Raw genomic sequence first — 24,806 nt, forward strand, 5'->3', positions numbered from 1 at the left:
GTCAACGGCGCGTCTTGCGCATTGCCGGCCTATGTTGACACTCCCCGTTGTTAGTGGAATAACGTTCCGATAGCGATCTCGCAGATCGCCTTGGGATAAGTGGCCGCCTCGGTGGCCGGTAGGAGGAAACAGTTGGCTAGTGTTGAGCTGAAGGCCGTCCGCAAAGCTTACGGGGCCGTACCCGTGCTTCATGGTGTGTCTGTCGATATCCACGAGGGGGAATTTGTGACCTTGGTCGGGCCCTCGGGTTGCGGAAAATCAACGCTGTTGCGGATGATCGCCGGCCTGGAGAGTATTTCTGGCGGCGAGATCCAGATCGGTGGACGCACCGTCAATGACATTCCTCCGAAGGCCCGAGACATTGCAATGGTCTTCCAGAACTACGCCCTTTATCCGCATATGACCGTTGCGGAAAACATGGGCTTCTCGTTGAAGTTGAAAAAGGCTTCGCGCGAGGAGCGGACGACGCGCGTCCAACGAGCAGCTGAAATCCTCAGCCTCACCAAACTCCTCGATCGTTACCCTCGCGAACTTTCGGGCGGGCAGCGTCAGCGCGTGGCGATGGGGCGCGCAATTGTTCGAGATCCGCAGGTATTCCTGTTTGACGAGCCGCTCTCGAACCTTGATGCAAAGTTGCGCGTGCAAATGCGTGCTGAGATCAAGGAACTGCATCAGCGGCTCAAGACCACCACGGTTTACGTGACCCATGACCAGGTCGAGGCCATGACTATGGCCGACAAAATCGTTGTCATGCACGATGGCCATGTTGAGCAAGTCGGTGCGCCGCTCGACCTGTATGATTACCCCACCAACGTCTTCGTCGCCGGTTTTATCGGATCGCCGTCGATGAACTTCCTCAAAGGCAACGTCGAGCACGACCGGTTCGTTCTTGAGGGCGGGCACACGCTTCCTCTACCTGCGGGGGTATCCGATACGTCGGGGACTTTGATTTACGGCATTCGCCCTGAGCATCTCATTCTTAGTGACGAAGGAATGCCCCTCACCGTCACGGTCGTGGAACCCACAGGGTCCGAGACGCAGATCATAGCCCGGCATGGCTCTCAGACCATTGTCTGCATCTTCCGTGATCGAGTTCTGCCGAAGGTCGGCGAGACCATCACCGTAGCCCCTGATCTTTCACGCGTTCATCTCTTCAGCGAGAGCACCGGTCGTCGCCTGTCCTGAGCACGCAACGCCCTCCACTCTGCCTGAGACGCCCACACGGGATTGGTAATCGAATGCCGACACCTCTGCTCCAAGTCAGCACCAATCAAAGCGGGACGGCCCTTGCAAGCGACGCCGTAGACGCCACTGACGGCGCAAATCGCTTTCGTTGGACACCCTTTCTTTGGTTCACCCCAGCTGTTTTGATCCTGTTTCTTGTGACCCTCTATCCTACGATCTTTGTGATCTGGTTGAGTTTCCAAAAAACGAAATATTACGAGCTCGTAGGCTTTGCGGCTCTCGCCAATTACATTGAAGTTCTGAGCTCGTCCGAGTTCTGGGACACGACGGTAATTTCCCTGACCTACGTTGGTGGGTCTCTGGTGGGTGCCATCGTACTTGGAATGGCCTCGGCGCTGGTTTTGAACCGGGCGGGTGTGACAGGTTCCGCACTGCGCGTTTTCATCCTTTTTCCCTGGACGCTCTCCATGTCGGTCGTCGGCAGCATCTGGCTCTGGCTCCTCAACCCATCGTTTGGGCCGATTCCCTACGTGATCCAGAAGCTGGGTATTGATCCTGGATTGATGTTGGGCGACCCAGGAATGGCCTTGCCCCTTATCATTATCGTTACAGCCTGGTGGTCGTTTCCATACGTGATGGTGATGGCGACAGCCGCCATGCAGTCCATTCCGAAAGAACTCTACGAAGCCGTAGAGATTGATGGAGGCGGAGCATTCGTGAAATTCCGTTACGTCACGCTCACTGAAATCCTGCCTACCCTGGGCAGTACCGCACTGACACTGTCCATCATGTACCTGACCTTGATGACCTTGATCATTGTCATGACCGGCGGCGGGCCACTGGGGTCGACGACCACGCTTAGCTTCGAAGCGTTTCGTGGAACCGTGCAGGCGGTCAACATCGGACCCACCGCAGTCGTCTCGATCGTCGTCCTTCTCATCAACGTCGCCCTTGGTGCTCTCTACAGCCGGCTCACCGGCCGCGTTACCGGATAGGATCGCAATATGAGTAACGCTCTTTCGAACCGCCCAAGCGGACAGATCCCAGCGATCTTGGGATCGCTCGTGATCTCAATAATCGTTCTCGGGCCAGTGCTTTGGGCTTTTGCCACCTCCTTCAAGACGGAAGTGGAAGCGGTTGCTGTTCCCCCGACGATCTTACCAAGTTCGGCTACTCTGGAGAACTACATCAAGGTCTTCCAGGACGCGGCATTCTTGACCGACCTTTGGAACTCGATTGCTTACTCCGTCGGCGCCGTCATCATTGCCCTCATCGTAGGCATTCCAGCGGGCTACGCTGCTGCTCGCTTTTCTTTCAAAGGCAAGCGCACTTTGATGCTGATGGTTCTTGCGACCTCGATGGTGCCGGGCGTCGCCCTGCTGGTTCCCACGTATTATTTACTTGAAGCGGTTGGTCTGCTCAATAGCGGTATCGTGGTGACGATCATCCTTTCCGCGAGAATCATCCCGCAGACCGTCTGGTTCATCGCAAATTTCGTCGAGGCCGTTCCGGTTGAGATCGAGGACTCGGCGATGATCGATGGCGCGTCTCGCTTCCAAATTATCTGGAGCCTGATTTTGCCGCTGATACGTTCAGGCATAGCGGCCGTTGCCACGATCGGCATTGTAACCACTTGGAACGACTACATTACCGTCGCGGTATTCGCGCCCGAGGTAGCAAAGCGGACCCTGCAGGTCGCTCTCGTCAATCAGGTTTTTGACGCCATCGGCATCTCGTGGTCCTACATGATGGCCTTTGTCATGATCGCATCGATGCCGGTCATTCTCATGTTCGGCTTCGTTCAAAAGTGGTTCATCTCCGGGCTTACGGCAGGCGCCGTCAAAGGCTGATGACCTAGCATCCACACAGCACCATGTTCAACGGGAGGAAGACGCATGCAAACCACGTCAAAACGCAAACTTATCAAAGCAGTCGCGGCGCTTGGAATAAGTACCGCCACCTTTGCTTTCCTTGCTCCGCAAGCCTTTGCTCAGAGCAAGGAAATCATCTACCAGACGTTTCTGGATCCAAACAATTCGAAGGATCCCCGGTCGGCTGCTCAAACCAAGATGATCGATGCTTTTCAGGCGAAAAACCCTGACATCAAGGTCAAGTTCCTTGTCGATCCAACCGGCCAAACAGCATCCCGCGCAATCAAGTCCGGCAGCCAGACACCAGACGTGATCCGCGTCGTCGGCTTTGCTGTTTCCGAGTTCGCTGCCACTGGAAATCTGCTCGAACTCGACGACTTGGTGAAGAAGGACGGCATTCCGGATGAGGATTGGCTCCTGCCGCTGTCGAGCACGAAGGTCGCCGGGAAGCTTTATGCTCTTCCCCAGGATTTCCGAATTCCCATCCTCTTCTATCGCAAGAGCATGTTGGAAAAGGCCGGGGTCAAGCCGCCGACGACCTGGGATGAAGTGTGCGCAACAGGCGCCAAATTCGGCCAGTCGGATACGATCCCGTTCGCCGTTCCGCTCGGGGCCACAGGCGGACTTGGCGGTGCCCAGAGCCTCGGAGAATTCTTCCTAAGTACAATGCTGCCCGGGAATGGCGGTGAATACTTCACCCCTGACGGCAAGATCGCCTTTTCAAAAGAGTCGTTCATCAAGGCGGCGCAAACGATCAAGGACTTCTACACGAAGTGCAAGGTGACTCCGCTGCGCAGCGCGCAGATGGGTTTCAATGAAGTGCACGATGCAATCCGGTCTGGTAGTGCAGCGATGGCGGTGTTCGGCCTTTATCGCTACAAAACGGTGCAGCAGCAAGGCGGCGGCGATGACCTCGCCTGGGCTCCGGCGCCGGGGTATACGGCAAACGACAAACAGACGGTCTACAGTTACAACATCGCGATCAATAAGAAGACAGCCAATCAGGATGCCGCTTGGACATTCGTGAAGTTCATGGTGTCGCCGGAGGCGCAAGCCTTCGCAGCCGAGGGCGGTGAGGTGGTATCGCGTAAATCGACATACACTGCTCCATACTTCCAGACCGACGCGGGTAAGGATCAAAAGCAGTGGGCTGATCTGGTAGGCCAGCGTGGCCAAACCGTGGCCTATACCCCCATCCTCTCCACGTATCACACCATCCTGGGCGAAGCTTTCCAGAGAATGATCCTGAAAGACGGATCACCGGCGGAGGCCTACGATGAGCTGATCGAACGGTATGGAGCGGCACTCGCGAAGGCGCAGTAAGCCTGCATCCTCGAAAAAGAGGCTGGGTGGACGGTGGCTAGTCACCTCCATCCAGCTCACTGTCGGGACACGACCATCGACAAACGTCGTCAAAATGTCGACGCGAAAATCAGTGGTTCAGGCCGCCTGAGTTCTCGCATTGCAGCGGCTGGAAAAGCCGGGGGCATCATTGTGCCCTGTGATCGTAGATCGTGCGCGAACCCCGTTCGGACCGGGCCGCGGTCAAACTAACAGAGAGACATCGGTTATGAGGTATCGTTACCTTGGGAGAACTGGAGTTCAGGTCAGCGAATACATGCTGGGGACCATGAGCTACGGATCAGATGGGAATACCGACGAAAAAGAGTGCATGGACATCGTGCACTGTGCCTTGGACCGCGGCATCAATTTCATCGACACTGCTGACACTTATTCCCATGGAGAGGCCGAAGAGATCGTCGGCAAAGCGATTGCAGGCCGTCGGGACAAAGTCGTGCTCGCAACCAAGTTTCGTCTGGCGGCCGGTGAAGGACGCAACGAACAGGGCGGGTCCCGCTACTGGATTATGAAGCAGGTCGAACACAGTCTGCGACGGCTTAACACCGACCATATCGATCTCTATCAAATACATCGGCCCGACCTTCAGACCGATCTCGACGAGACACTGGGCGCTCTCAGCGACCTCGTGGCCCAAGGCAAAGTTCGGTACATCGGGTCCTCGACCCTGCCGAGCTGGTACCTCGCAGAGACTCAATCGGTTAGTCGATTGAATAAGACGGCACGGTTCATCAATGAAAGCTCGCCGTACTCGATCTTTCAACGCGCCGTAGAGAGAGAAACCCTTCCTGCCGTTCAACATTACCGAATGGGATTTACCGCCTGGAGCCCACTGAACGGCGGCTGGTTAACCGGCAAGTACAAAGCCGATGGCTCAGCGCCGTCAGGATCCAGGGCCGAGCGCGTAAAAGGGCAATGGGGGCAGCACTACCCCATCCTACAGTCCCGCTTCGATATGCAGCGCGAAGGCAACAGGCGCAAGCTGGAACTCCTTCCAGAACTTGAACGCATCGCGATGGAGGCGGGTTTGTCCCTTATGCACATGGCTCAGGCGTTTCCGCTCGCGCATGCCGCGGTGACTTCCGTGATCCTGGGGCCACGCACGCTCGAGCAGTTCAAAAGCATGGAGGCCGGGTTCGAAGCAGTTCTTAAAGTGCCGACACTCGACCAGATTGACGAACTTGTTCCGCCGGGAGCGCTGATCGAAGAAGCTGACCGGGGCTATGTTTCTCCATGGCTCGCGCCGGAAGCTCGTCGCTACGCGGGGAAGGTCGGCTAGCAGAGCCGACTAAGACGGAGCTTGGTTGTCAGGTCAGAACTCCGTCAGTTCCCAAACAAACAACACGATCCTGATACTGCGGCTGCGGCCCAGCCGCGCAGGAACATTGGTATTCAAACATTACGAGGGGGCCGATGACGAACATTGTCTTCAACCACGCCACAGTGCGCGAGAGAGCAGATATGTTGACCTTTCTTCGACTCTGCTCAGAGCGAGGACTGGAGACCGTATCTATTTGGGGAGACGAAATTGCCAAGGTCGGCGAGACGGACGCTCTCTCTGTTCTGCAAGATCTCGGGATGACGGTCTCAGGATATAACCGCGCTGGGCCGTTGGCAGCGGACTGCCTTGACCGGGCCGAGGCGGAGCTTGAGCGTGCAGCCAGATTTGAGGCTGATCATGTTTTCCTGTTTACGGGAGGTTTGCGAGACAATGAAAAGGACTTGAATTCTGCAAGACAACGGATCGAGGATCTGGTTGGCAAAGTACTCGAGCGCGCACGCAAGATTGGAGTGAAGCTCGCCATTGAGCCACTTCATCCTATGCTCACAGGTGACCGCACCGTCATCTCCAGCCTCTCCCATGCAAATTCTTTGTGCGAATCATTAGGACCGGGGATCGGAGTGGTTGTCGATGTCTATCATTGTTGGTGGGACGAGCGACTGGGAGCCGAAATCGAGCGTGCGGGCAAGGCAGGCCGGCTCTTTGGATTTCATGTCAACGACTGGCTGATCCCTACGCGGCATCTCCTGACCGATCGAGGCATGATGGGAGATGGGATCATCGACCTGCGCGGCATCCACACGATGATGCGCGATGCCGGCTATCATGGCGCGGTGGAGGTAGAGATCTTCTCCACCGACTGGTGGTCTCGCGACCCGGCGGAGGTGATGGACATCGCGATCGATCGCTGCCGTAGCCTGTTCAACAAGGAATAAAACTATGCGAGCGAATATTCCCAACCTTGATGGCAACTCACGTATCTACGCTGTGTTTGGAGACCCAATCCACCAGGTACAGACGCCGCGCCTGATCAACCCGATCTTTGCCGCCGCCGAAGTCAATATCTACGCGGTGCCATTCCTGGTAACCGCCGAACACTTCGCGGCGGCATGGGATATCTTCGCCGCCATTCCCAACCTCTGCGGTATCAGCACGACGATCCCTCACAAAGTCGCGGCTGCCAAAAAGTGTTCAACTCTAACGCCGACGGCAAAAGCAGTTGGTGCGGTCAACTGTGTCCAGCGTGGAGAGGACGGCCAGATGAACGGCGCGCTTTTTGATGGTGTGGGCTTCGTTGAAGGACTCGGAGAGTCAAAATCGCGACTGCGCGGCGCCCGCGTGCTGATTGTCGGAGCAGGCGGCGCCGGGCGCGCGATCGCTTTCGCGCTAGCCGAAGAAGGCGTTAGGAAGATTGATCTGATGGATCTCTCCGCTGAATCCGTCGCCTTTACCGCGAATATGGTCAATTCCCTCCGCGGTGAAGAATGCGCGGTTTCGGTCGATGGATCGGCTAGGTGGGACTACGATATCGTCGTCAATGCATCTCCGATCGGCGTCAAGGGAGACGGCATATTTCCTCTGCCAACTGACGCGATACAGCCCGAAATGCTCATCGCTGATATCGCCAGCTTAAGCGGCGAGACGGCACTATTGCGCGCCGCCAAGGCAGCCGGTGCAACGGTGTCTGATGGGAATGACATGCTGCTCGCGCAGATCCGCCTGATGGCAGGTTTTGCGGCAGGCTTGCCGGCAGGAACTGCACTTTAACGAACGAAGATAGCGAAAGATTGCGTCATGAAGATCAAAGGCCAAGGGATCGTTCCCGTTATGATAACCCCTTTCACCCCGGAAAATCGGATCGATTGGGAAGGTCTCGAGCGACTTGTGGAGTGGTACATCACCAATGGTGCAGATACGCTCTTCGCCGTCTGCCAATCGAGCGAAATGCAGAAGTTGTCGTTGGAAGAGCGAGTTGAGCTCTCCAAAAAGGTGGTCACGCTGGCAGCCGGGCGTGTGCCGGTAATCTCATCGGGACACATAAGCGATGGCCGTGATGACCAGCGTGCCGAACTGGTGGCGATGGCCGAAACAGGGATCGATGCACTTGTCCTGGTCACCAACAGGCTCGATGCTGGAAATGCCGGAACCGAAGCGTTTCGTTCCGGCCTCGACGCCATCTTGAGTTGGCTCCCGAGCGACCTGGACCTCGGTCTGTACGAATGCCCGGCTCCCTATCGCCGTCTCTTGAGCGATGACGAGTTTAAGCTTTGCCGCGACACCGGCCGCTTCGTAACCCTGAAGGATGTCTCCTGCGACCTTGAAACCGTGAAGCGACGCGTAGCGCTCTCCGGCGATTCCGGCTTTGCGATCGTCAACGCGAATGCGGCCATTGCCGCAGCCGCAATACGGGCAGGTTCGAAAGGATTCTCTGGCGTCTTTACCAACATCCACCCAGACCTGTACGCCTGGCTTTACAAACACCCTTCCGAGGACAGCGATCTGCGTCGCGAACTTGAAATTTTTCTTGCCCTGGCGGCGATGGCTGAACCGATGGGGTATCCGGGAGTCGCCAAGGTCTGGCATCAGCGCCTCGGCACCTTCGAGAGCGTGTATTCCCGTGTCACCGATTATGACATTGCCGAGCGTCACTGGGCAGTCATGGATCTCCTGGACCATATTCAACAGGGAACGGCGAACTTTCGCGAGCGGATCAAGCAGGTATCTTAGCCAAAAACGGTCACCACCAGCATGTTGCGATTTGAGAGAGGTAAAAAATGGGGAACCACGTCCCCCGAGAATGGTGACTATTCGCCTTGTACATCACCGGTCACCGCGGTCCAGTTCGGTTCTGAAATCATCGTCGTTCAACCAAGCCGCTCCAATTGTGTTCCGGGATGCAGATTTTTGGGTGCCGATTGACGGCAATGACGAAGCCTCCGAGATCATAAACGCCTCCTTCGTGACACCGAGGCCCCGATCCGTTCCAGCCCCGCAGGAAACGCGATCCAGGTCAACCACAGCTGCCGTTCGATCCGATGCCTGAGCGCGTCGAGCCTGCGCTGCGGAATTGAACACCCATGCCCCAGGGAAGCGAGTGGAGTTGGGAGCTGAAATTGGATGGCTATCGCCTCGCCATTCATATCGAGCCGCAGAGTATCCGGATCCTCACCCGTGGCGGACATGACTGGACGCATCATTTTCCGGCAATCGCGGACGCCGCCCGAGCGCTCGGGCCGGCGACGATGGTGAGGCCGTCGTGCTCGACGAAGAGGGGCGGCCGGATTTTGGGCTGCTGCAGCAATCGCTGGGCGCATCCGGCAATAAGCTGGCAACCGTGCCTCCGACGCTGTCCTCTACGGTTTTGATCTTGTTTATCTGGACGGCCGCGATCTGCGCGGTGTCGCGTATTTCAATGTTTTCCTCGGACGTCACTTGAACTGGGCCATCGTGGTTTCGAACGAGCGCTTCGCCTGTTCGGCAAGCGGAAGTTTGCGATAGGTCTCGCTGATGATCTCGACACCCCAAGGACCTTCGTAGCCGGCGTTCTGGACTGCCTTGATGAATTCTTTCGGCTTGAGCACGCCTTCGCCCGGCAGGCGACGATGATAGATGGTGTCTTCCCACAGGAGGCCCTTCACATCGGCGTCGGCGTCGTCCAGCTCGATCGAGCCGATGAAGCGGGACGGAATCTTCTCGATGTCCTTGTAGGGAATGCCGCCGCGGGCCATGTGCCAGATGTCGATGAGCAAGCCGCCGTTGGGCTGATCGGCACCTTCCACGATCGCACGGGCCACTTCCAGCGTCCGGACGTTGGAGAAGGGCATGATCTCCATGACGACCCTGACGCCGTATTCGGCGGCGTCACGGCAGACCCCAGCGAACGCCTCGCGCATGCGGTCGACGTCAGGCGTCATTTCCGCCTCGGTCGGTGCATACAGATCGCTTCCGAGGCCGGGAGCTATTTTGAGATTGCGGACGCCGAGACCCTGGGCCACCTCGAGCATCTCCGTCCGCATGACGTCCGACTTCGCCCGGCGCTCGCCGTCTAAATACCATCCGGAGAGAAATTCGTACTCGAGGTATTTGATGTCGTTGTCATCGACGATCCGCTTCATTTCCTTCAGGCCTATCTGAGCGGCCGTGGCTTGGACATCGGCGTGGATAAGGCCCATGCCCTTGTAGCCGACCTTGGCGGCAGCCTCGACGCGATCCTTGAAGGGGATCGGGCTGATCTCGGTCGGACCGAACGGATAGACGTCGCCTCCAAGTGTGAAGAACGCCGCCAACAACTCGATTCCGTTTTTCCCAGTCATTTCCGTTACTCTCCTGGCGACATCGCGCCGCCTGCGTTTTAGATGACCCTTTGTACACTGAAGCTCTGGCACTACAATCGTACGCCAAAGACCAACATCGTAGCGCAAAAGTATACAATGAGGGGACTCAGATGGAGCGGATGCTGCCCCCGTCAACGCCCCAAACCGCCGAAGTGACGAAGCTGGCCAGGTCGGACGCAAGGAATACGACCACGTTGGCGACCTCTTCGGGCGTCCCGAGACGTTCAAGCGGAAGCTGCCGCAGCTTCATCTCATGTTCGACAGCCGCCTGCGGCTCCATCTTGTGGAACGCGCCCATCGTTTCGGCGAAGCCACCAGGCTTCGTCCAGAACGGCGTCCAAATCGGACCCGGCGCGACGGCGTTGACCCGCACATTCTTGCCTTCGGCGCGCGCGAGACCCTTTGTGAGGGCAAGAACTGCAGCTTTCGACGTCGAATAGTCGATCGGTACCGGTTCAGGCTGACGGGCGAGATCGGAACCGTTGTTGACGATGACGCCCTTTCGCTCGCGGAGGATCGGAAGCAGCTTCCGGGTCGCGCGAACGTAGCTCATGAAATTGAGGGAGAAGGTCTTCTCCCATTCTTCGTCGGTCAGTTGGTCAAAGGTACGGATCGCGCCTGAGCCGACATTGTTCACCAGCACGTCTACCGCGCCGCCCGTCGCCTTGAGCAACTCGTCGAGGCCCGCCGATACGCCGGCCCCCGTGGACAGGTCCGCTTTCGCGGTGTGGGCCATGCCGCCCGCTGCGGCGACTTCGACCTTAACCTCGGCCAAGGCCTTCTCGTCGATGTCTACGAGGCCCAACGTTGCACCTTCCCGTGCGAACGCCACCGCGGTCGCACGACCGATGCCGTTGGCGGCACCTGTGATGAAAACAATTTTACCCTTCAGTCCAGTTTCCATTTCTCTCTCCCATAGGATCGTTTTCAAATATGGCGGGCGCGTCAGATCGAAGCGCCTTCCTCCCCCGTTCGGAAATCAAAGCTCGTGGTCAGTCCCCCGTCGGCGACGAGATCAGCGCCAAGGATCGCCGTCGAGCCACTCGACAAAAGGAACATCGCGGCCTGGGCGACTTCGCGCGCCTCCAGGATGCGGCCGCCGGGCTGGCGCGCTGATCGCGTCGCCAGGAACCTGTCGCTGTCGGTGGCGGATTCAAGGTGACGCTTGAAGAGGCCAGCCAACATGGGTCCGGGGCTGAGAACATTGACGCGGACGCCACTTCGGGAGTGGTCGACCGCGACCGTGCGGGCCAGCTGCCGCACCGCTGCTTTCGTGGCGTTGTAGATGCCAAGCTGCTGTTCTGCCAACGTGGCGTTGACGCTGGCCACAGCCACGATTGCCCCATCATGGGCCTCGATCATCAGCGGCAGCAGGGATTTGATCGCCAGGGCAGTGCCCACGACGTTCACGTTGAGCGCCCGGGAGATAACCGCAGGCGTGGCGTCCAAGATCGTGCCGACGTCTAGGATGGCTGCAGACGTCACGAGACCGATGCGTTTCGCGCCCGAAGACCTCAGACGGGCGACGACCTTGTCCCAGGTCGCCTCGCCGGCGACATCTCCCGCGACATGGTGATATCCCGCAAGAGCGGCGAGATCGTCCTGAGCAGCCGAGAGATCGACGCCGACGGTCGCCACACCCGCTTTGACGAGCAGACTGCAAAGTTCATGCCCGAGGCCGGACGACGCTCCCGTCACCACTACAGTGTCAGGAAGTTCGAAGGTGAGTTGCGGCATCGTCATTTCTCCTTGGGGGTGTCTTTTTTCGTGGCGAGCACGAAGTCCCAGTCGACAGACCAGAAGGGGCCATCGAAGCCGAGCTCGTATGCCCGTGCGGGATCGGTCACCTTCTCGAAGTCCGCTATCAACGAGTCCTTCACGCCGAAGACCGAGTCCTCGGCCAAGTATTGGCAATCGGGTGTGAAGATGTGGGTGATGACGGGATCGTAGCCTGGCGCGCTTACGATGAAATGAATGTGCGCGGCCCGATTGGGATGCCTGCCCAGATGCCCAAGCAGCTTGCCGACCGGACCGTCATCGGGGATGGGGTAGTAGCGGGGTTTCACGGCTCGGTACCAATACGAGCCGTCGCTCTCAGAGGTGAAGACGCCGCGAAGATTCCAGTCGGGCTGAACGTCCTTTTGCTGCACGTCATAGAACCCGTCGTCGTTTGTTTGCCAGACGTCGACGAGCGCGCCGGCGATCGGCTTGCCATCAGTGTCGACGACATGCCCCCGCACGACCATCGGCTCTCCCTTGCCGTCCAGGCAAATGTTAGTCCCGTTTGCGTAGCGCGGAGCGGCTGGTACATAGAACGGTCCGAGGATCGTGTTCTCCGTGGCACCGCTGGGGCGACGGTGGTTGATGGAATCGACCAACATCGAGACGCCGAGAGTGTCAGACAGCAGGATGAACTCCTGACGCCAATCCGAACACATCTGCCCGACCTCGGTGAGGAACTTGATGCCCTGAAGCCATTCCTCGTGCGAGGGCTCGATTTCCTTGATCGCAGCATGGAGGTGCTTCACCAGGATGGACATGACCTCGCGCAGGCGCGGATCGACGTCCGGCCCCATTCTTGCGTTCACGACGTCGACCGAGGTCTCCTCCTCAAAATACGGATGTTTGGGCTTCGACCCTTCGGCTTTGCTCATCTCAGACATTCTCTATCCTCCTCGGCCAAATTGCTCGCCATCAAATGGCCGGAGCGTCGCCCGCAAAGGCGCGGGCGATCAGCGCGCGGATGCCGTCGCGCTCCAATGGTTGGGGGTTCCAGTACGGGTTGGCCAAGGCGCGCTCGGTAGCCACCTCGACACCGTGTTCCGGCATGCCGATCTCTCGCAGGGACCTCGGCGCTCCGATCCGTCCGGCGAGTTCGAAAAGCGCCACAGCGGGGTCCTGATGACCAAACACGTCCCGGAGCTTTTCGATCACTTCGGAAATGGCGGGCGCGTTGTAGGCTAGCGCGTGCGGCAGGACCACCGTGTGGGTTTCCGCATGTGGCAAATCGAACGAGCCGCCCAGCGTGTGGCAGAGCTTGTGATGAAGGGCCATGCCGACCGAACCCAGGCAGATGCCGCAGAGCCACGCGCCGTAGAGAGCGTCGCTGCGCGCGGCGCGGTCGGACGGGTCGTCATGTATCAGCGGCAGCGAACGCGCCAGGGCCCGGATCGCCTCCAGCGCCATCAGGGAGACGACGGGGTTCCGTTCCTTGGCGTAGAGCGCCTCGATCGCATGGGCGATGGCGTTCATGCCGCTGGCGCCAGACATGCCGACCGGGAGCGTGAGCGTGAGGTCAACGTCGTAGATGACGACCTCAGGAAGAATCTTCTGGCTGCTCTGCGTGACCTTCTGCCCGTCCTTGGTCTCGCCCAAGATCGGCGTCATTTCCGATCCCGCGTATGTGGTCGGGGCGACGATCTGAGGCAGGTCGGTCCGCAGCGCGATCGCCTTGGCCAACCCTGTGGTCGATCCGCCACCGACTGCGATCAGGCCATCGACGTTCTTGTCGGCCACAACCCTCATCGCGTCCTCGGTGACGTCCACGGGTGTGTGCATAGTCGCTTGGGAATAGACACCGACCGAACGCGCGCCCAGAAGCGCGGAAAGTTTCTTCGCATCTTCGGCCTGTGGCGGCGTCGCCAGGATCAGAACACGCTTCAGCCCAAGGCGGTCGACTTCCGCTGGAAGCTGGGCCAGCGTTCCCGACCCGAAAATCACTCTGGCCGGCTGGCCGTTATAGACGAAAGACTGCATATCGGTTCCTTGAATTCCCAGCCTCGATTGGACCGGACGTCCAGCGCTCTTAGCGATTGTCGACGCGCTTCAAGAACGGGTTGATGTCCACTTGGCGCCAGACGTTGGCATGGGCGAACGGGTCGTTTTTGTTGAACGCGATCACGTCCTCGATCTGGTCGGCCTCAAAGACGAATAGCGACCCGATCATGGTCTCGCCGTCATTTGCGACAAGCGGTCCCGAAATTACGGTCTTTACCGTGCCTGAGGAGAGGTACGCTTTATGGGCGTCGTAGTTCGCCTGGCGGCGCGGCAGGCCATCCGCGTGGTCGAGGCAATGAACCGCAAAGAGCATGAACTTTCCTTTCATCGTTCTCCCTCGAAGATCAACTTCGAAGAGTGGTGGCGGTTCGAAAACCGCAACTGGATCTGCTTCGATCACTTCCCGTTGGCCGGATAGCAATCCTTCACGTTGTCCTTGGTATTGACTTCGTGCCCCCGCTCTTGAGGGCCAAACAACCGACTGTGATTTCGCCCGGCATCGGGTCGAAATCGACGCTCTTTAAAGCGCCGCCGCCGTAGATCTTCCGAAGCCCCCGCACATTCAGGGTCAGCGTCGGCTTGAGGTCTTGGGATTGGATCATCGTGGTCATCGGCTCCTCCACCTTCACACCTTAGTCGGCGTTTGCATGCACGCCGGCGCATTTGAGCGGGGAGTAGTCGACCTGGTGTCGGGCGATCCGGACGTCCTTTAGGGAATCCCTGATCCGCAGATGCGCGGGATGGGAGGCGTACCCTTCCAGGGAAGCTTCGTCCTTGAATTCGGAATAGAGTACGACATCGCAGGCATAATCCACACGTGAAAAATCGATGCCGACCTCAAGGAAAAGGAGGCCGGGGATTTCCCCACGGAGGCTCTCGAACTTTGTCTTGAGGTCGAAAGCGGCGGCTTGCTTCTCCTCGGCGCTGTCTCCACGGACGTCCCACATGACGATATGCTTGATCATCGATCTTCTTCTTGAGTTTGGAGTTACGAACTGCCGGAAAGAGCGGCTCGGTTGATGTCTTTGGAAATCCCGTTTTCATTTACGGGGCGCTGAACACTCGCTTAGGCGGGCCCTTCGCGGCAGATCCGGCAAACCCGATTGAAGCTCATGGAATTCCTCCCAACGGCCGTTCCTCCGCCGCAGATCGAAATTAGCTTCCCCAACTTTGGGAAAAAGGCCGGGAGCAGGGAAACACTTTCTCACGCTGCGCAAAAGCAAAACCGACTTTGCAGGCCGCCGCCTGTAGGAGAACCTGAAATGCCCGGTGGGGGGCAACTCATGGATTTGGCGCTGAGGACGACCTCCGACCACGAAGTCAATGCCCGCTAGGGAAACCAAATGGTCAGGTGCGCGTGCCTACTGCATCCGGGCGGGGATCTTCCCACCGAGAGGCATTGGAACGTTGCGGCTCACGCTAGTGACAGTCGGCTCTATCCGGGGGAAGGTTCTGAGCTGAATGGTAGACGTACTTTCACGGGTGGCTGAGCTGCCGGCCTCGAGCGACACGCTCAGCCAAAAAGAATGCGAGGCTGCACGCCCGTCGTAGGGGTGCTGCCTCGCTAAAGCGCCTGGGAGGACGCGAACTAGAGAGGTCTCAAGGCGAAGTCGAAGTTGGTTTCCCATTTCATCGTTCCGCCGGAGATCGGCATGAAATCGACTTGAGAAGGCAACGCCGATGACGGCGCTACGCGCCATGCCTTGGCGCCACACAAACCCGAGATCGGGGACCCCGGGTTTCGCATTAGTTGGACTCAGACGGCGACGTCCACTTCGGCGCCGGAAAGAGAGGACGACTTGAACAAGGCCTCGAGCAGCTGGTTCACATTGTGGGCCTGCGTTGCCGAAACGACTGAGGCCGAGCCAGACCTGAGCGACCCGACGAAAGCTGCCGCCTCCCGATCGAAGTAGATCGGGTTGCCGATCTCCGCGATCTCCGGCGAGTACACGGTCTTTTTGGTGGCCCAGATTTCCGGAAAGCTCGTCTCGCGCCATTCTGTCCAGCCCTGCTGGAACCCGTTCCTGCCGCTGTCATATATCTTGTAGGACGAGGGTAGCGGACAAGAGTGCATGATACCCTCCGTTCCGTAGGCCGAAAGATCCCAGCTTTCGGTCCAAGACAGAGGATCCCACGACATGAAGTCGACAGTCACGAGCTTGTCACCGTAGTTCAAAATCGCGCCGCCGGCGTCCTCGCGGGAGTCGCTCCCGAATGCTGACTCGAATTTCGTGATCCGCGCATTCACGCTTTGGGGCACTCCGAAGTGAAGCAGAATGCGATCGATCAGGTGGCAGGCAATAACGAACATTGCGCCACCAATATCCCCGGGCTGGTTCATGTGCGGCGTGGCGGCTTCATTGTGCGAGCAGCCCGCATGCGCCCTCACCTGCAGCACCTTGCCGAGCCGGCGGCTCGAAAGAACCTCCTGCATCTTGTCCACCGAAGGAGCAAAACGCCAGCAGTAGCCAACCTGGAACAGTCCGCCCGTCCGCTCAACTACCTCGACGATCCGGGCGGTATCGGCCGACCCCCGTCCCGCCGGCTTCTCGCACAACACGGCCTTGCCGGCCTCAAGCGCCTCGACGGCCAAGTTGGCCATGCTGTGGCTCTTTGAATGCACGAGGACCGCGTGGACGTTGGGATCGGCCAGGATCGCTTCCTTTGCTCTGGCTTCCAGCCCGAGCGCGTCAACGAAGGGGGCGAGCAACGGACTGTCGTCGTACGCTCCCATCAGCCGAGCACCGGCCATGCGCTGAAATGCCTTCACGCGTCCCGAGGTGTGCGGGTGCGTGATACCCAGGCAAGCGATACCAAACTCGGCGTTTTCGCCGATCGCGTAGGTCATTTCCTTCTCCCAAACCTTGGTGAAACGCGCTCGACGAGGTGACGAGCGATGTCATCAACCTCGTCAGCATTGTCTCGACCGCATGGTGTTTTCCCTACGGTCGGCCATTCGATCGGGGAACGCTACACCGTCTTCCCCAGAGAGGCTTCGAGCTCGGCGAGCTCCTGCCCGCCTGCCATCAGGCTTTGAAGCTCCTCGGAGGAAATATGGCCGCGATCGGCCGTGCCGAGGGTCTTGCCGCGATTGAGGACGGTAAAGCGGTCACCGACAGCAAGGGCATGTCGGACGTTGTGGGTGATGAACACAACCCCTACCCCCTTCTTTCGCACACGGTCGATGGTCGACAGGACATTGGCCGTCTGACGCACGCCCAGGGCGGATGTCGGTTCATCCAATATGAGAACCTTGGCGCCGAAATAGACCGCGCGAGCGATTGCCACCGTCTGTCGCTCGCCGCCCGAGAGCGTCCCGACGGATTGTCCAGGCTCACGCAGGTTGATGCCCATTTCGCGCATCTGTTCGAACGTGATTGCATCGGCCTTCTTGAAGTCGATCCGCTTGAACGGGCCAATGCCGGCTTCGGGTTCACGGCCAAGCCAGAAGTTGCGGCTCACGCTCATCAGCGGGATCATTGCCAGGTCCTGGTAGACCGTTGCGATTCCCGCGGCCAGCGCCGCCCGGGGGCTGGTGAAGCGGACCGGCTCGCCCTGGATTTTCATCTCGCCGTGCGTGGGGGCATGTACACCGGACATCGTCTTGATGAATGTCGACTTGCCCGCGCCATTGTCGCCGAGCAGGCAGTGACACTCGCCTGCCTTGACATCGAAGGACACGCCCGAGAGGGCAATAATGTGACCGAAGTGCTTCTGGATATCGGTCATTTCAAGAATTGGTGCGGACATCATCGCTCTCCGGTGATCGCGCGGCGGATGTAAGTGTTGGCGATAACGGCGGCGAGGAGGATCGATCCGAGGAATACCCGGAACAGCGAACTCTCGACATTCGTGAAGAACAGACCCTGCTGCACGACGCCGAAGATGACGGCTCCTAGCGCGGCGCCAACGACGGAGCCATACCCGCCGGTCAATAAGGCGCCCCCAATGACCACACAAATGATTGCCTCGAACTCCTTCATCATGCCCCGGTCGGAGGCAGCCGAGCCGAACTCCACCGCCTGGGAAATTCCCAAGAGCGTGGCGCACAACGCCGCAACGATGAACATCGCCACCTTCACGCGAGCGACCGGTACGCCGATATAACGCGCAGCCTGCGGGTCGCCGCCGGCGGCGTAGATCCAGTTGCCGAACCTGGTTCTTGTGAGCACCCACTGACCGACGATCACCATAACGATTGCCCAAATGATCAACATCGGGATGCCGTCAACGATCGGCTGTCCCATTCGGGTGCCGCGGGTATAGGTCGCAATCCACCCCTGCTGGCCGAGCCATGAGAACAGCCCTCCAAGCGCCTTGCCGCCAAAGAGCCAGGCGATGGGATCGCCAGCGGCGATATCGGCAATCCCCGACACCACCGGCTGCCTATTGAAGGTGATAGCGCTCCAGATCGTCACACCGCGCAAGATGAACATGAAGGCAAGCGTGACGATGAATGATGGCAGGCCGGTGCGGATGACCAGCAGGCCATTGATCGCCCCGATCAGACCGCAAGCAAGTACCGTGACGCCGATGGCCGCCCAAGCAGGCAAGCCGACGTAGATAACCAGCAGACCGAAGACCATGCCGGAGAAGCCGACCATCGAACCGAGCGAGAGATCGAACTCGCCGGTAATCATCAGCAGCGAGACACCGACAGCGAGGACGACGAACTGAGCCGACACGGTGCTCCAGTTCATGATCCCGTCCAGGGCAAACATTTGCGTGTTGCCGGCAAGGATGAGGAAGAATGCGAACACCGCAACGGTGCCGCCCATGGCCCCGAGCTCCGGGCGGACGAGCGCCCGTCGGAGAGTTGACGTCTGTTTAACGCGCTCGTCAGCGCTGATTGTCGTGCTCATTGCGATCACCTGAAACTGTCGTGAGGGCCGAACGGATGCGGGAAGCGCCGCTTCCGTTCGGGAGGTCGTCCGCTTACCGGTATTTGCCGGCAAGCGACTGGACGAGAGCCAGATTATCCTTCGTCACGAAGCCGGGTCCGGACAACACCGAGTTCGCCTGCAGAACCCCGTAGCGAAGGTCGTTGGTGAGGGTGATCACCGGCAGATAGCCCTGAAGGAACGGCTGCTGGTCGATGGCAAAGTTGATGACGCCATCCTTGATCGCCTGCGAGATCTCCGGCGTGAGATCGAATGTCGCGAAGAAGATCGTGCCGGCCAAACCGGTATCCTTGAGCGCCTTGATGGTCGGCAGGGCGGTCATCGGCCCAAGGGTCAGAACGGCGCCCGTATCCGCATGATTGGAAAGATACGCCTTTACCCGGTTGGCGATTTCGGTCGCGTCGGTGCCCGAGTCGATCATCTGGCCGCCGAGTGGCACACCCAGGCCGGCCGCGAAGCCCTCGCAACGCTGCTGCCCTGCGACGTTGGGGAAGAGACTGTTGACGCAGAGGAACGACTTGATGCCCGCAGCCTTCGCGCGCTCACCGGCTCCCTTGCCGGCGTCGAGTTCGGGCTGTCCGACATGAAGCAGGGCGCCGAGCTTTTTGGATTCTTCTGCCGTACCGGTGTTCATCGTAACAACAGGGATGCCCTTGGCAACCGCGTCTTCGATGGCGCCGCCGACCGTCTCGACATCGGGAATAGTGACGATGATCCCGTCAGGCTTCTCGGCGGTGGTCTGCTGGATGATGCGCACCATGTCGGCCAGGTCGCCGGTCGGCGGGTTGCGGAAGGTCACGGTCGCGCCGACTTCTTTTGCCGCCAGGCTGGCACCGTTCTTCACGGTGTTCCAGAACGTCTCGCTGTCGGGCGAATGATGGATGAGAACGTATTTCTCCCCATCCGCCAGGGCAGTTCCGACGAAGCCAAGAGTGGCCGAGACAGCCAAACCGGCAAGCAACGCGGCCTTAAATACACGATTGTTCATATTTTCCTCCTCATGTTGACCGAGATCGGTCGGCTTGGCGGCTGGCCCGGTGCGATTGCACCCCCGTCTTCTTCCCTCCAACCCCGAGCCCATGTTATGCATTTTTGGCTACCCGGGATGAACCAGGGGCAGAACAAAACAGTATTGCAGTAGCTGCAAAAATCTTACGGTGATTGTACCGGCGGCCGTGACATTGGCGGAACTTTCGAGGCGACTGGATCGCGCCCTAAGCGTGTCGCCAGTTCACCAAACGGCATCGTAAAGTTAACAAGCCCCGGCCAAGGATGGGAAAATTTGCGGGAGTTAAGCGGCTTGAAGGCGCATAATGTTGCGCCAAATCTGCATAGCCACGTTTCGTAGCTCTCGATGGTGAACTGAAGCAATATCCTAGCAGCGAACGCGGAAAAGGTTGGCGATCGGATCATGGACCGGACGAAAACGCTAGAGCTGTCGCAGTGACTTGAAGCGCTTCAAACGGGGACGGGTCTACAGCACGGCCATTGCCAAGCTGTTGTCCCGCGGATGGCGAGCCTATTTATCCGACGAACCTAAGCCGTCCATTTGGCCTCGTAGTCGCTGTTCTTAAACTCCCTGACCAAAAAGTCGATGAATAGGCGGGTCTTGGCAGGAAGGTGGTGACGGGTCGGATAGGCGACATTCATGGTCAGACGCGGCAGATCCCAGTCGTCCATCACTCGCACCAGCCTACCGGACTCTAAATCATCATTTATGATGTAGGTCGGCTGAGCCAGAATCCCGAGGCCGTCCAAAGCGGCCTTACGTATGATCTGGCCTTCGTTCGAGTTGAGTAGGCCGTTGACCGGCTTTGTGATGGTCTCGCCATTCTTCTTGAAGGTGAGATGGTTCCAATTGTCGGCCAACGTGTAGAGGAGCAAGTCGTGCTCAGCGAGTTGATCGGGATTGAGTGGCGCGCCACGCTTTGCCAAGTACTCGGGCGACGCTGCAAGCAGTCGCCTGGTTTCAGCGAGGCGGCGGATGGTGACCGACGAATCTGCCTCCACGCGACGCGTACGAATCGCCAGGTCGACCCCGTTTTCGATCAAATCGTAATACCGGTTGGAAACCAGTACCTCGACCCTCACCTTAGGATAGGCTCGAGTAAACGCTGGGATGAGCGGGCTGAGGTGCAATAGGCAGAACGACATCGAAGCGCTTATCCGCAGCAACCCGCTTGGGCTTAACGCGCCTTCGCTGACGCTCGCTTCCGCATCGAGCATCCCCGCCACCAATTCCTTGCCGCGTTGATAGTACAGTTCCCCCTCGCTGGTCAGACTTAGATGTCGAGTGGTCCGTTGCACCAGCCGAGCGTTGAGACGCTCCTCGAGAGATTGCAGGCTTCTGCTCGCGGCCGAGACTGACATGTCCAACGCGTCCGCGGCCCTCGTGATACTCCCATACTCCGCGATCTGTATGAAGACTTCGATCTCTGTGAGACGATCCATGGCCCGACATTCTTGCGTTGACCGCGAAGACCATTGCCGATGTTCGACTTTTCTTGCGCGTGCGCTATAGCTTAATGTAACCTTGTTGGAACAGAAGGGTTTCAGTTTCTCCAGTGTGTGGAGTGAAAGTTTACAATGACCCAGATCGACCAGTTAAATGGAGTTATTGCATTTCTACATTCCGCAGAAGCCCTCAGCTTCACGGCGGCTGCCGCCAAATTGGGCATCACGAAGTCTGCGGTCGGCAAAAGCGTGACGAAGCTTGAAGAGCGCTTGGGTATCAAACTGCTGCACCGGAGCACACGGCGGTTGAGTCTAACTCCCGATGGTGAAGCCTATTATGCGAGCGTGCGACATGCGCTTGGGGAAATAGCTGCGGCGGAGACAACGCTGCTCTCAAAAAGCCAAGTGATCTCAGGACGATTGCGGATCGACGCTCCGGCTGCGTTCGGACGGCAGATTCTCATGCCTTTGCTACTGGATTTTTCCAGAGCCTTCACGGGTCTGACGCTGTCGCTCTCGTTTAACGACAAGATCGTCGATCCCGTCGAAGAGGGTGTCGACCTCACAATCCGGTTCGGTGAGACTCGCGACTGCACCGGGCTGATATCCAAGAAACTTACTGAGCAACCTTCCGTCGTTGTAGCGTCGTCCTCATACTTAGCAGCACGGGGAACACCTCAAAGCGTTGCCGATCTTCAACAACATGATTGCATCTGCGGCTTCGGAGGCAATTCAGCAAGTTGGCGCATCAAGGGTTCCGGCGGCACTGCGGTTCGATATTTGCCCCCTGTCAGTCACCAGTTCGGTGATGGAGAGGCGATCGTGCAGGCGGCGTTGGCTGGCCTGGGGCTCTGCCAAATGCCCCGTTCGCTCGTGCGGGGGCATTTGGAGAAGGGAACTTTGACGTCAGTTCTGGAGCAGGTCGCAGATGTTCCAGTATCCGTCTACGCCGTTTGGCCTGTGACGCGCCATCTACTGCCGCGCGTTCGAACCGTCGTGGATTTCCTGGCGGAGAAAGGGCGACAAGGAGCCCTTGACTGAACAGGGTCTTGGGAAATGAGCCGCTGGGCATCGCGCAGCGTCCGACCAGCGATGGGGCTCCGTCAACGGCAATCTCAGCGACCTTGTTTGGGAATTGCCGTAGCTTGTTCATGTCACGGCTTATCAACTCCCAATGCGGTCGGCAATACTCCTGCTTGATCCCGTCAGCACCGTGATCATGAACGCCAACAGTGGCAACATAGACGCAGGGATGGTCGCGGGCGTCTTTGTGAAACGCGACGGGCCGCTTGTTGCACATTGACATCAACTTGCTGAGTGCGAGGTTGGACGCTTTTGCTAAGCGGCTAGCCGCGGCTTTCAGCCAGATTCGTACCGCGCAATCTCCCATCTGAATCTTTTGCGCGCGCCGGGAAAGTGTTTTCCGGTTTGGGCTCTTATTTGCTTGTTTAGCATTTGTATTATCCAAACACCGGGATGGAGAGCGGAGCGCATTAGCGGTCTCGATATTTATCACCAAAAGTTTCCAGGCGGTTCTGTAGGCATTCGCCAACGCGCCGCACAAAAATCTGGCGCGAAGACCGAGAAAATCGAGAGGAGTTGGCGGTGAAGGCTATACGCTACTACGGGAAACATGATGTCCGAGTGGAGGAGGCTGCCGAGCCCGCGTCACCCCAGTTTGGCCAGGTCATCGTAGAGCCGACGTTTTGTGGCATCTGCGGGACCGATCTGCACGAGTTCGAATCCGGTCCGATCTTCACTCCCAAGACGCCCAACGCCTATAGCGGGGCCATCCTCCCTCAAATCCTGGGCCACGAATTCGCGGCGCGAGTCGTCTCGATCGGCCCTGGTGTGGAGACGCTGAAGCCCGGAGACCGCGTGTCGATCCAGCCGCAGATCGGCCCAAGGCTCGACTATTTCGGGACCCGCAACCTGTCGTTCCTAGGGCCGCAGGCTTCCGTCGTCGGCCTGAGCTGGCCTTGGGGCGGCATGGCGAAGCGCGCCATCGTCCACGAATACAACGCGATCCGCATGCCTGACGACGTGACGGACCAGCAAGGCGCGCTCGTCGAGCCGGCAGCGGTAGCCGTCCATGCCATTGACCGATCAGGGCTGACGCCTGGGGGTACCCTTCTTATAACGGGCGCGGGTCCGATCGGCGCGCTGGTGGTCCTCGCGGCTGTCGCCGCAGGTGTGACACGGATTTTCGTAAGCGAGCCGAATGCCAACCGTCGGGCGCGCATCGCGGCGCTTTCGAACGACGTCACGGTGCTCGATCCTAGTTCCCCAGACTTCATGTCCACGATCAGGGACGGAACCGAAGAGGGCGTCGGAGTAGACGCCGCGATTGAGTGCGCGGGCCACCCCCGCGCCTTGCAGACATGCCTTCAGGCCGTCCGCGCTCAAGGCACCGTCGTCCAGGTCGGACTGATGGGCGGCCCCGCCGAGATCAGCCCCTTCGACCTCACGATGCGGGACATCACACTGCGAGGATCGCTGAATTACCCGCTGACCATCTGGCCGCGAATCTTCGAGATGATGAGGTCCGGCCTCTATCCAGCTGAGAAGATCGTCGATGACGAAATCGCCATGGATGACGTCGTCGACAAGGGCTTCCGGGAACTCCTGGACCCGAACGGGGGCAAAATGAAGATCCTCGTGTCGATGCAGTCCGCCTGAGAGGGCAACGGACTTCTGTCCAAAACGAAAGCCCGAAATTCCGCTGCTACCCATGCGCTCGTCAGGTTTAGAACCTCGGACGGAACTGTCCGGAAAACCTCTCGGAAATCAAACGTAGAGAAAACGGTGCAGTTTTGATTCCTAACAACGATCTGGCCGCCTTGAACCGACTCGAACCGTCGACCCGCTCGTCACTTTCTTAAGCTACTGAATGACCGATTGGCTGATGCGAGCCAGCGTCGGCCTTCGTCAACCGATCTCGTGGGCGTCGTTGCCGAAGGCGCTTTTGCTTAAAGATGCTGGAGTGCAGGCTAACGCCAAAATGGATCGGCGACCGAAGGGTCCACACTCCCCCGGCCGCCGGCTCGTCAACGCTTTTCGCGAAGATCGAGTAGCGCGAAATCGGGGAGATGCTACTACTAGTCAATGCGGACTAAGGTCTTGCTTCAAATGATGACCGCTCCAGCAGTGGCCTACGGATGAGAGAAACAAATTCGATCGTCCGCTGCCGTTCAGAGGATGGCTCCAGTGCTGCTGCCGGAGTGAGGAGTCTGAAACCCAATCGGCTCTAGACACAGCTATTTGCTTCGCAAGGCTTCCCAGCGCTCTGCGACTTCGGTCCGATACCGCGCAGCTCCACGAATCCTTTGGATGCGCCCGCCTTCGCCTGGTTGATCGGGTAGTGGCTCAGGAATTCTGCCAGCGCGATTGCTGCGTCGATGCAGGCGATGGCGGGGCCGGCCGGATTCTCTGGGCATTTCTTGGAAATTTGGGACCTATCTCGCCGAACGGCTCAGACGAAATTGAACTTTTCGAAGGAGGGACAGGCGGAGTTATCCGGTCTGTTCGGCCGGCTTTTGACCAATCTCCAGACGACGGCCGCATTGTTCGTGAAGCGGGATGACCAGACAGCGCGCATGCTCGTTGACGAGAGGTCAGGTTTAGAAGGGCTGAACATGAAGCG

General features: G+C 58.7%; 23 protein-coding genes and 1 pseudogene. 11 read left to right on the top strand and 13 right to left on the bottom strand.

Annotated features, from left to right (window positions below):
* Positions 1–132: 132 nt before the first annotated feature.
* The 9 genes and pseudogenes from C5J22_RS18435 to C5J22_RS18475 all read left to right on the top strand — a co-directional run.
* Positions 133–1,185, top strand: coding sequence for an ABC transporter ATP-binding protein (locus C5J22_RS18435; protein WP_105439380.1), 1,053 nt, complete (start codon positions 133–135; stop codon positions 1,183–1,185).
* A 53-nt stretch (positions 1,186–1,238) separates the two neighbouring features.
* Complete coding sequence (locus C5J22_RS18440; protein WP_105439381.1) at positions 1,239–2,180, top strand: carbohydrate ABC transporter permease; 942 nt, start codon at positions 1,239–1,241, stop codon at positions 2,178–2,180.
* Between the two features lie 9 nt (positions 2,181–2,189).
* Positions 2,190–3,035 carry a carbohydrate ABC transporter permease gene (locus tag C5J22_RS18445; RefSeq protein WP_105439382.1) on the top strand — a complete coding sequence of 282 codons (846 nt, stop codon included), beginning with the start codon at positions 2,190–2,192 and terminating at the stop codon, positions 3,033–3,035.
* A 45-nt stretch (positions 3,036–3,080) separates the two neighbouring features.
* Entirely contained in the window at positions 3,081–4,379 is a 1,299-nt protein-coding gene (locus C5J22_RS18450; protein WP_105439383.1) for an ABC transporter substrate-binding protein, read from the top strand.
* A gap of 295 nt (positions 4,380–4,674) precedes the next feature.
* Complete coding sequence (locus tag C5J22_RS18455; RefSeq protein WP_205837197.1) at positions 4,675–5,694, top strand: aldo/keto reductase; 1,020 nt, start codon at positions 4,675–4,677, stop codon at positions 5,692–5,694.
* Between the two features lie 134 nt (positions 5,695–5,828).
* Positions 5,829–6,632, top strand: coding sequence for a sugar phosphate isomerase/epimerase (locus tag C5J22_RS18460; RefSeq protein ID WP_105439385.1), 804 nt, complete (start codon positions 5,829–5,831; stop codon positions 6,630–6,632).
* 4 nt (positions 6,633–6,636) lie between these two features.
* Positions 6,637–7,464, top strand: a complete 828-nt coding sequence (locus C5J22_RS18465; RefSeq protein WP_105439386.1) for a shikimate dehydrogenase — start codon at positions 6,637–6,639, stop codon at positions 7,462–7,464.
* 27 nt (positions 7,465–7,491) lie between these two features.
* Entirely contained in the window at positions 7,492–8,424 is a 933-nt protein-coding gene (locus C5J22_RS18470) for a dihydrodipicolinate synthase family protein (RefSeq protein ID WP_105439387.1), read from the top strand.
* 197 nt (positions 8,425–8,621) lie between these two features.
* Positions 8,622–9,105: pseudogene (locus tag C5J22_RS18475) on the top strand (ATP-dependent DNA ligase); the annotation flags it as partial.
* Positions 9,106–9,125: 20 nt separating this feature from the next.
* On the opposite strand, the gene C5J22_RS18480 reads toward C5J22_RS18475, so the two are convergent.
* From C5J22_RS18480 to C5J22_RS18540, 13 genes are all read right to left on the bottom strand, one after another.
* The gene (locus C5J22_RS18480) at positions 9,126–10,010 is read right to left on the bottom strand and encodes a sugar phosphate isomerase/epimerase (RefSeq protein ID WP_027664432.1); all 885 of its coding nucleotides are present in this window, start codon (positions 10,008–10,010) and stop codon (positions 9,126–9,128) included.
* A 127-nt stretch (positions 10,011–10,137) separates the two neighbouring features.
* Complete coding sequence (locus C5J22_RS18485; protein WP_027664433.1) at positions 10,138–10,935, bottom strand: SDR family NAD(P)-dependent oxidoreductase; 798 nt, start codon at positions 10,933–10,935, stop codon at positions 10,138–10,140.
* Between the two features lie 41 nt (positions 10,936–10,976).
* Entirely contained in the window at positions 10,977–11,768 is a 792-nt protein-coding gene (locus tag C5J22_RS18490; protein ID WP_172746692.1) for an SDR family NAD(P)-dependent oxidoreductase, read from the bottom strand.
* A 2-nt stretch (positions 11,769–11,770) separates the two neighbouring features.
* Positions 11,771–12,694, bottom strand: coding sequence for an intradiol ring-cleavage dioxygenase (locus C5J22_RS18495; protein WP_205837198.1), 924 nt, complete (start codon positions 12,692–12,694; stop codon positions 11,771–11,773).
* 31 nt (positions 12,695–12,725) lie between these two features.
* Entirely contained in the window at positions 12,726–13,787 is a 1,062-nt protein-coding gene (locus C5J22_RS18500) for a maleylacetate reductase (RefSeq protein WP_105439389.1), read from the bottom strand.
* Positions 13,788–13,836: 49 nt separating this feature from the next.
* Entirely contained in the window at positions 13,837–14,121 is a 285-nt protein-coding gene (locus C5J22_RS18505; protein ID WP_105439508.1) for a YciI family protein, read from the bottom strand.
* A 112-nt stretch (positions 14,122–14,233) separates the two neighbouring features.
* Positions 14,234–14,419: a hypothetical protein gene (locus tag C5J22_RS18510; RefSeq protein ID WP_105439390.1), complete on the bottom strand. Its 186-nt coding sequence runs from the start codon at positions 14,417–14,419 to the stop codon at positions 14,234–14,236.
* Positions 14,420–14,440: 21 nt separating this feature from the next.
* A complete protein-coding gene (locus C5J22_RS18515) occupies positions 14,441–14,773 on the bottom strand; it encodes a Dabb family protein (RefSeq protein WP_105439391.1) in 333 nt (110 codons plus the stop codon).
* Positions 14,774–15,564: 791 nt separating this feature from the next.
* Positions 15,565–16,656 carry a Gfo/Idh/MocA family protein gene (locus C5J22_RS18520; protein ID WP_105439392.1) on the bottom strand — a complete coding sequence of 364 codons (1,092 nt, stop codon included), beginning with the start codon at positions 16,654–16,656 and terminating at the stop codon, positions 15,565–15,567.
* Positions 16,657–16,778: 122 nt separating this feature from the next.
* Positions 16,779–17,558, bottom strand: a complete 780-nt coding sequence (locus C5J22_RS18525; protein ID WP_105439393.1) for an ATP-binding cassette domain-containing protein — start codon at positions 17,556–17,558, stop codon at positions 16,779–16,781.
* A complete protein-coding gene (locus C5J22_RS18530; protein ID WP_105439394.1) occupies positions 17,558–18,670 on the bottom strand; it encodes an ABC transporter permease in 1,113 nt (370 codons plus the stop codon). The genes C5J22_RS18525 and C5J22_RS18530 overlap by 1 nt, the downstream gene beginning before the upstream one ends.
* Positions 18,671–18,743: 73 nt before the next feature.
* On the bottom strand, positions 18,744–19,697 hold the full coding sequence (locus C5J22_RS18535) for a sugar ABC transporter substrate-binding protein (RefSeq protein WP_105439395.1): 954 nt from the start codon (positions 19,695–19,697) through the stop codon (positions 18,744–18,746).
* Positions 19,698–20,245: 548 nt separating this feature from the next.
* Positions 20,246–21,160 carry a LysR family transcriptional regulator gene (locus C5J22_RS18540; RefSeq protein WP_105439396.1) on the bottom strand — a complete coding sequence of 305 codons (915 nt, stop codon included), beginning with the start codon at positions 21,158–21,160 and terminating at the stop codon, positions 20,246–20,248.
* 135 nt (positions 21,161–21,295) lie between these two features.
* Between C5J22_RS18540 and C5J22_RS18545 the strand changes: the two genes are divergently transcribed.
* Positions 21,296–22,204 (top strand): LysR family transcriptional regulator, encoded by a 909-nt coding sequence (locus C5J22_RS18545; protein ID WP_105439397.1) that lies wholly within the window; start codon positions 21,296–21,298, stop codon positions 22,202–22,204.
* Positions 22,205–22,768: 564 nt separating this feature from the next.
* The gene (locus C5J22_RS18550; RefSeq protein ID WP_105439509.1) at positions 22,769–23,842 is read left to right on the top strand and encodes a zinc-binding dehydrogenase; all 1,074 of its coding nucleotides are present in this window, start codon (positions 22,769–22,771) and stop codon (positions 23,840–23,842) included.
* The last annotated feature ends 964 nt before the right edge of the window (positions 23,843–24,806 follow it).

The organism is Neorhizobium sp. T25_13 (assembly GCF_002968675.1).
Lineage (GTDB): Bacteria > Pseudomonadota > Alphaproteobacteria > Rhizobiales > Rhizobiaceae > Neorhizobium > Neorhizobium tomejilense.